The organism is Parapedobacter deserti (assembly GCF_042646065.1).
GTDB classification, from domain to species: domain Bacteria; phylum Bacteroidota; class Bacteroidia; order Sphingobacteriales; family Sphingobacteriaceae; genus Parapedobacter; species Parapedobacter deserti.
This window is the reverse complement of sequence record NZ_JBHRTA010000020.1, coordinates 1-1411: the sequence shown is the minus strand read 5'-3', so window position 1 is coordinate 1411 and position 1411 is coordinate 1. Positions and strand designations below refer to the sequence as shown.

Genomic DNA, 1411 nt, shown 5'->3' with positions numbered 1-1411 from the left:
CGATGAAGAGGCCCCCGTAAGGGTCATCACCACCGTCTCGGGGCCTTCGATGATCCCGTCGTCATAGGCCTCGACATTTATCAAAATCGCGTTATCGCCCGCGGGGAGCACCGCCGTGATCACCGTGCCCGGGCCCAGCTCATAATCGTTGCCCGCGCCGCGCGTGGCCGTGCCGCTCATCGTGAAGTTCACCGTGATGTCTTCCGAGGCCACGAAACCTTCCGGAAGTGAAATCCGGTACTGGCCCATAGCGCCGCCTTCTACCGCATCCGACACGCGCGTTACCAGAATCACGCTCGAATTGCTGTTATAATCATCATCGGCAATGGTCACCGTCGCCGAAGAGGCGCCTGCGGCAGCCGTGTAGGCATACCGCCCGTCGTCGCCCCCGCTGATCTCCAGCACGACCGTCTCGGAAGGCTCGATGATCGCGTCGTCCAGCACATCCACCGGAACCGTCATGCTGTTCTGACCCGCAGGGATCACCAGCGCGCCCATGATCGCCGTGTAATCCGCGCCAGCCGTAGCCGTACCGCTTATGGTGTAGCTCACCGCGATGTCCGCCGCGGATGTAACACCCGCAGGCAGGCTGATGGTGAACTCCCCGTCCACATCAGGCTCGGCAGCATTCGGCACGCTGGCCGTGACCGACAGCACCAGGTTGGCCGGGGTCGCGTCGTCGTCGGCGATGGTTACCGTCGCTGAGTTGGCTGCCCCCGCTGTGAAGCCGAAGCTCGCAGAGCTGCCGCCGGTGATCTCCAGTACCACTGTCTCGTCCCCTTCGATGATCCGGTCGTCCAGCACCGCGACCAGCACTGTAACACCGTTCTGGCCCGCAGGCATGACAATGTTCCCCGTTATGGCCGTGTAATCTGTATCGGCAAGGGCTGTACCTGACACCGTATAATTCACCGTAATGTCCTCGCTCGAGGTCACACCTGCAGGCAGGCTGACCGTGAACTCCCCGTCCGTGCCGGGTTCTGCCGCATCCGGCACACTGGCCGTAACCGACAGCACCTGGCTGGCCGGATCGCTGCGCTCGTCGTCGGCAATCACCNCATCACCACCGTCTCATCCGTTTCGATGATATTGTCATCCAGCACCACCACCGGTACCGTCACGCCGTTCTGACCCGCAGGGATCACCACCGCTCCCGTGATCGCCGTGTAGTCGGCGTCAGCAGTAGCCGTGCCGGCCACCGTATAGTGTACCGTGATGTCCTCCGTCGAGGTCGCCCCCGCAGGAAGGCTGACCGTGAACTCCCCGTCCGTGCCCGGCTCCGCACCGTCAGCCGAAGCGATGATGCTCAGTTCCAGCGCAACCGGATCGTCGGCAATCGTTACCGTCGCCGCATCGCTCGCCCCGGCCGTGAAGCTGAAGTCAGCCGATGTGCCGCCCGTGATGGTCATCA

At 63.3% G+C, this 1411-nt stretch carries 2 protein-coding genes; both read right to left on the bottom strand.

Going from position 1 to position 1411, the window contains the following annotated elements; translation table 11 throughout:
- A partial coding sequence (locus tag ACFOET_RS06735) for a Calx-beta domain-containing protein (protein WP_379020874.1) occupies positions 1–1056 on the bottom strand: 1056 nt, incomplete at its 3' end.
- Positions 1053–1409, bottom strand: coding sequence for a Calx-beta domain-containing protein (locus ACFOET_RS06730; RefSeq protein WP_379020872.1), 357 nt, complete (start codon positions 1407–1409; stop codon positions 1053–1055). The genes ACFOET_RS06730 and ACFOET_RS06735, both read right to left, overlap by 4 nt.
- Between the last annotated feature and the right edge of the window lie 2 nt (positions 1410–1411).